This is a genomic window from Kribbia dieselivorans NBRC 106261 (assembly GCF_001552435.1).
Taxonomy (GTDB): Bacteria; Actinomycetota; Actinomycetes; order Actinomycetales; family Dermatophilaceae; genus Kribbia; species Kribbia dieselivorans.
Window position 1 is genome coordinate 1 of record NZ_BCRE01000242.1, and the last position, 4,608, is coordinate 4,608.

Below are 4,608 nucleotides of genomic sequence, written 5' to 3' on the forward strand. Positions count from 1 at the left end.
TCCGGCCCCGGCGCCGACCACCCCGGCGCCGACCCAGTCCGCCACGCCGGCCCCGAAGCCGACGCAGACCGCCGCTCCGGCCCCGACCGGTGGCGTGCTGGGGATCGCCGCCAGCCTCTCCGGCATTCCGTATCTGTACGGCGGCACCTCGCCGTCCACCGGCTTCGACTGCTCCGGGTTCACCCAGTACGTCTTCGCGCAGGTGGGCAAGTCGCTGCCGCGCACGGCTGAGCAGCAGCGTCAGTTCGCCACCCCGGTCTCCGACCCGCAGCCCGGCGACCTCGTCTTCTTCGGCGTTCCGGCCTACCACATGGGCATCTACGCCGGCAACGGCATGATGTACGACTCGCCGCGCACCGGTCTCAGCTCGGGCAAGCGCGCCATGTGGACCCGGACCGGCGTCTCCTACGGCCGCGTCTGAGCCCGCCCGCACCGACGCCGAGGCCCCCCGTCCCATTCGGACGAGGGGCCTCGGCGTTGCTGCCCGGCCGGGAGCTCAGGCGCGGGCGATGAGCTCCTCGGCCAACGCGTCTCCGGCATCGGCCTCGGGCTGAATGGTGCGTTCGGCCCCCAGCCGCTTGAGGATCTCCGCGTGCTGCCGCGAGCCGGCCTTCGCCCAGATGTGTTCGACCCCCAGGTCGGTCAACGCGGTCATCGTCAGCAGCGACTGCTGGAGCTTCGTCGTCGTGACGATCACGCGGCTGTGGGGGCCCAGACCGAGCTGGGTCAGGGCCTCGATGTCGGTGGCGTCGGCGATGGCCAGGTGGCGCACCGATTCGGCGAGGTCCTGCACGATCTGGGGGTCCTTGTCGATGCCGAGCACCGGCACGCCGGCGTTCTCGAGATCGACGGCCAGGGCCGACCCCATGCGGCCCAGGCCGATGATGATGATGCGGTTGTGGTCAGCCAATGAGGACACGCTCCTCGGGGAGTTCGTATTGACGGGGACGGTTGCGCAGGGCCAGAGCCGCGCCGAGCACCTGGGGCCCGACCCGACCGAAGTACATCAGGGCCACCAGCACGAGCTGCGCCGAGGCCGGCAGCGTGGGCGTCAGGTTGGTCGAAAGCCCGACCGTGCCGAACGCCGAGGTGACCTCGAAGAGGATGCGGTCGAGCCCGTGGGGTGTGAGCACCATCAGGAGCGCGGTGGCGATGCCGACGGCGCCCACGGCCAGCAGCGCGACCGTGAGGGCCTGTCGCTGCACCGCCGGCACCAGACGGCGGTGGAAGACGTGCACCGTGGGCTCACCGCGCACCTCCGCCCAGATGACGAACGCGAGCAACGCGAACGTGCCGACCTTGATGCCGCCGGCCGTGCCGGCACTGCCGGCGCCGATGAACTGGAGGACGTCGTAGCTGAGCAGGGTCTCCGGGTGCAGGTTGCCCAGATCGACCGAGTTGAAGCCGGCGGTGCGCGCCGAGACGGACATGAAGGCGGCGTTCATGACCTTCGCCCAGGCGGGCAGCGCGCCCATCGAATCGGGGTTGCGCCACTCGAAAACACCGAAGGTGACGGTGCCGGCGATCCACAACACGATGGACATGCCGACGGTGATGAGCATGTGCACCGACCACTTGCCGATGGCGAAGAAGTGCGCGCGCAGCTCCCAGAGCACGGGGAAACCGATGCCACCGGTCATCACGGCCAGCATGATCGGCAGGCAGATGATCGGATCGGTGTTGAACGGCATCATGTTCGTCGAGGCCAACCCGAACCCGGCGTTGTTGAACGCCGAGACGCCGTGGAAGATGCCCCAGTACAGGGCCTGCGGCACGGACATGTGGTAGCCCCACCAGAACCGCAGCGCCAGAATCGCGGCCGTGCCCAACTCGACGACGAGGGTGATGCGCAGGATCCCCAGGAGAACGCGACGGAGGTTCTCGTTGCCGACCGTGCGAGACTCCGCCGCGGCCAACATCGAGGCCTGAACGCCGATCTTGCGGCCGATGAGGAGGACGAGCATGGTCGTCAGGGTCATGACGCCGAAGCCGCCGACCTGGATCAGGCCCAGGATGACGAGCTCGCCGAAGAGTGACCAGTGCGTCGGGGTGTCGACGACGACGAGCCCGGTGACGCACGTGGCCGACGTGGCGGTGAACAGGGCGGTGACGAAATGCCCGCTCGAGCCCGCCTCCGTCGCGATGGGCAGCATGAGGAGCGCGGTACCCAGGAGGATCACGCCGGCGAAGGCAGCCATGACGCTGCGCGCGGGATTGTCGGCGAAGTAGCCGAACAGGGGGCTCAACCGTGTGGGTTGTCCGGTGGTCACGAGGGTTCAGCGTACGACCACGACGGCGGATTGGGGGAGGCTCACCCGATGAGGACTCGTTCCTCGGGCAATTCGTAGCGTCGCGGGCGGGCGCGCAGGGCCAGAGCTGCGCCGAGCACGAGCGGGCCGAGTCGGCCGAAGAACATCAGTCCGGTGAGGACGAGCTGGGCCCCGGGCGGCAGGGTCGGCGTGAGGTTGGCCGACAGACCCACGGTGCCGAACGCCGAGGTGACCTCGAAGAGGAGGACCTCCAGGGGGCGATGCGCGAGCATCGTCAGCGCGGCCGTGCCGATGAAGACCGCGGCGACGGCGAGGAGCGCGACACTGAGCGCCTGACGTTGCACCTGGGGCACGAGGCGGCGGTGGAAGACGTGCACGGTCGGCTCGCCGCGAAGCTCCGCCCAGATGACGAACGCGAGCAGCGCGAAGGTGCCGACCTTGATGCCCCCGGCTGTGCCGGCGCTGCCGCCGCCGATGAACTGGAGAACGCTGAAACTGAGCAGCGTCTCGGGGTGCAGCGAGCCCATGTCGATGGTGTTGAATCCGGAGCTGCGGGTGGAGACCGACATGAACAGGCCGTTGAACAGACGGCTCCAGACCGGGAGGTCGCCGAGGGTGGCGAGGTTGCGCCACTCGAAGGCGACGAAGGTGACGAAGCCGGCGATCCACAGGATGACCGACATCCAGACGGTCACGAGGGCGTGGATGGACCACTTGCCGATGTGCCAGAGGTGACGTCGCAGCTCCCACAGCACGGGGAAGCCGAGGCTGGAGATCATCACCGCCACCATGAGCGGCCCGGTGATGAAGGGGTCGTTCTGGAAGGTGACAAGGTTCTCGGCGTGCAGCGAGATGCCGGCGTGGTTGAACGAGGCGACGCCGTGGAAGACGCCCCAGTACAGGGCGCTGCGCCAGGACATGTCGTAGGCCAACCAGAAGCGCGCGGCCAGGAGCGCGGCGACGATGACCTCGAAGGTCAGAGACAGTCGAAAGATCGCCCACAGGACGCTGCCGAGTCGGAAGCCGTCGATGTGCCGCCGTTCCATGTCGGCCAGATCGGAGGCGCGTACGCCCGCCTTGCGGCCGATGAGGAGGACGAGCATGGTCGCCAGGGACATGACCCCGAACCCGCCGGCCTGGATGAGCCCGAGGATGACCGCGTGGCCGAACACGGTCCAGTGCGTGCCGGTGTCGACGACGACCAGGCCGGTCACGCACGTCGACGAGGTGGCGGTGAAGAGGGCGACGACCCAACTCGTGTGCTGCCCGGGCTGATTCGCCCACGGGGTCATGAGAAGCACCGTGCCGACGAGGATGACCCCGGCAAACGCCGTCATCACCGTGCGGGCCGGGTTGGCCGCGAACAGTGCAAGGAAACGGCTGCCCAGCCGCGTGCTACTGGGGGTCACGGGGCCCAAGCGTAGGCGTTGTCGGAGGTGGGACGCGGCTGCCGGCGGGATCAGGCTCCGACCGGTCGGCCGACGATCATCCCAGCGAGCAGGCCGGGCTCGAACGCCTCCGCCGTGGCGCGGTCGAGACGCGAGCCGAGCCCGTCGAGGACCGATGTGAAGAAGAGCCGAGCGCCGACGGCGTAGGCGATGTCGGCGATGTCCGGGTCACTGAGCCCGAGGGAACGCAGTTCATCGATGTCCGACTGACGGATCGAGGCAGCATCGGTGGCGACGTTCGTGGCGTATCGATAGATGGCGGCGTCGCGTGCGCCGAGTGAGGCACCGGTCGGGTCGGCGTCCAGCGCGCGGACCGTGGCGTCATCGGAGCAGACGTCCCGCAGGAACATGGAATGGGCCACCGTGCAGTACGTCGAATGGCGGGCGCGTGCTGCGGCGATGGTGGCGAGTTCGAAGACGCGACGTTCCATCCCCGTGCGGACGGTCATCACGAGCTGGCGCCAGGCACGCGCCACGTCCGGACGCGATGTGAAACGGTGCGCGTAGTCGGGTGTGAAGCCCCGGGTCTTCGCCTCCTCCGCGAGGTAGGTGTCGACGTCGGGGGAGCCGGGCGCACGCGCGATGAACATCTGTCGAGTGTGCTCCGGTGGGAGCCGGGATGGAAGGTGCGCTGGGCAGCGGGCGTGACCCCCGTGGCTGGTGAACGGCACACGGCTCGTGCGCACGTTGGGGCGATCGGCCCACGATTTGGTGCATCGGTCCGCGTGGGCTAGTGTCTTCCCTCGTTGCCTTGGTGGAGGAACGGACGCGGGAGTGATTCTGCGGCTGGTCCCCGGGGCAGTATCTCCGCCGTTTGCGGCCGGCTGACTCCTCGTTTGGGGTGGGCTGGAACCTCGTGGGTGCTTGAAGGTCTGGTTGGTCTTCGTGCT

The 4,608-nt window shown here is 68.7% G+C and carries 5 protein-coding genes; 1 reads left to right on the forward strand and 4 read right to left on the reverse strand.

The genetic code is table 11. From position 1 onward, the window contains the following. A partial coding sequence (locus KD1_RS15275) for a C40 family peptidase (RefSeq protein WP_169795418.1) occupies positions 1-421 on the forward strand: 421 nt, incomplete at its 5' end. Between the two features lie 75 nt (positions 422-496). On the opposite strand, the gene KD1_RS15280 is transcribed toward KD1_RS15275, so the two are convergent. The 4 genes from KD1_RS15280 to KD1_RS15295 are packed head-to-tail and all read right to left on the reverse strand — an operon-like array spanning position 497 to position 4,308. Then, on the reverse strand, positions 497-910 hold the full coding sequence (locus tag KD1_RS15280; RefSeq protein ID WP_068403348.1) for a potassium channel family protein: 414 nt from the start codon (positions 908-910) through the stop codon (positions 497-499). Beyond that, complete coding sequence (locus tag KD1_RS15285; RefSeq protein WP_245627437.1) at positions 903-2,270, reverse strand: TrkH family potassium uptake protein; 1,368 nt, start codon at positions 2,268-2,270, stop codon at positions 903-905. The genes KD1_RS15280 and KD1_RS15285 overlap by 8 nt, the downstream gene beginning before the upstream one ends. A gap of 41 nt (positions 2,271-2,311) precedes the next feature. Continuing rightward, positions 2,312-3,679 (reverse strand): TrkH family potassium uptake protein, encoded by a 1,368-nt coding sequence (locus KD1_RS15290; RefSeq protein ID WP_245627438.1) that lies wholly within the window; start codon positions 3,677-3,679, stop codon positions 2,312-2,314. Between the two features lie 50 nt (positions 3,680-3,729). After that, on the reverse strand, positions 3,730-4,308 hold the full coding sequence (locus KD1_RS15295) for a carboxymuconolactone decarboxylase family protein (protein ID WP_068403350.1): 579 nt from the start codon (positions 4,306-4,308) through the stop codon (positions 3,730-3,732). Positions 4,309-4,608: the final 300 nt, after the last annotated feature.

Coding starts and splice junctions, on each gene's coding strand:
- KD1_RS15295 (WP_068403350.1), bottom strand. CDS start 4,308: ATGTTCATCGCGCGTGCGCCCGGCTCCCCCGACGTCGACACCTACCTC.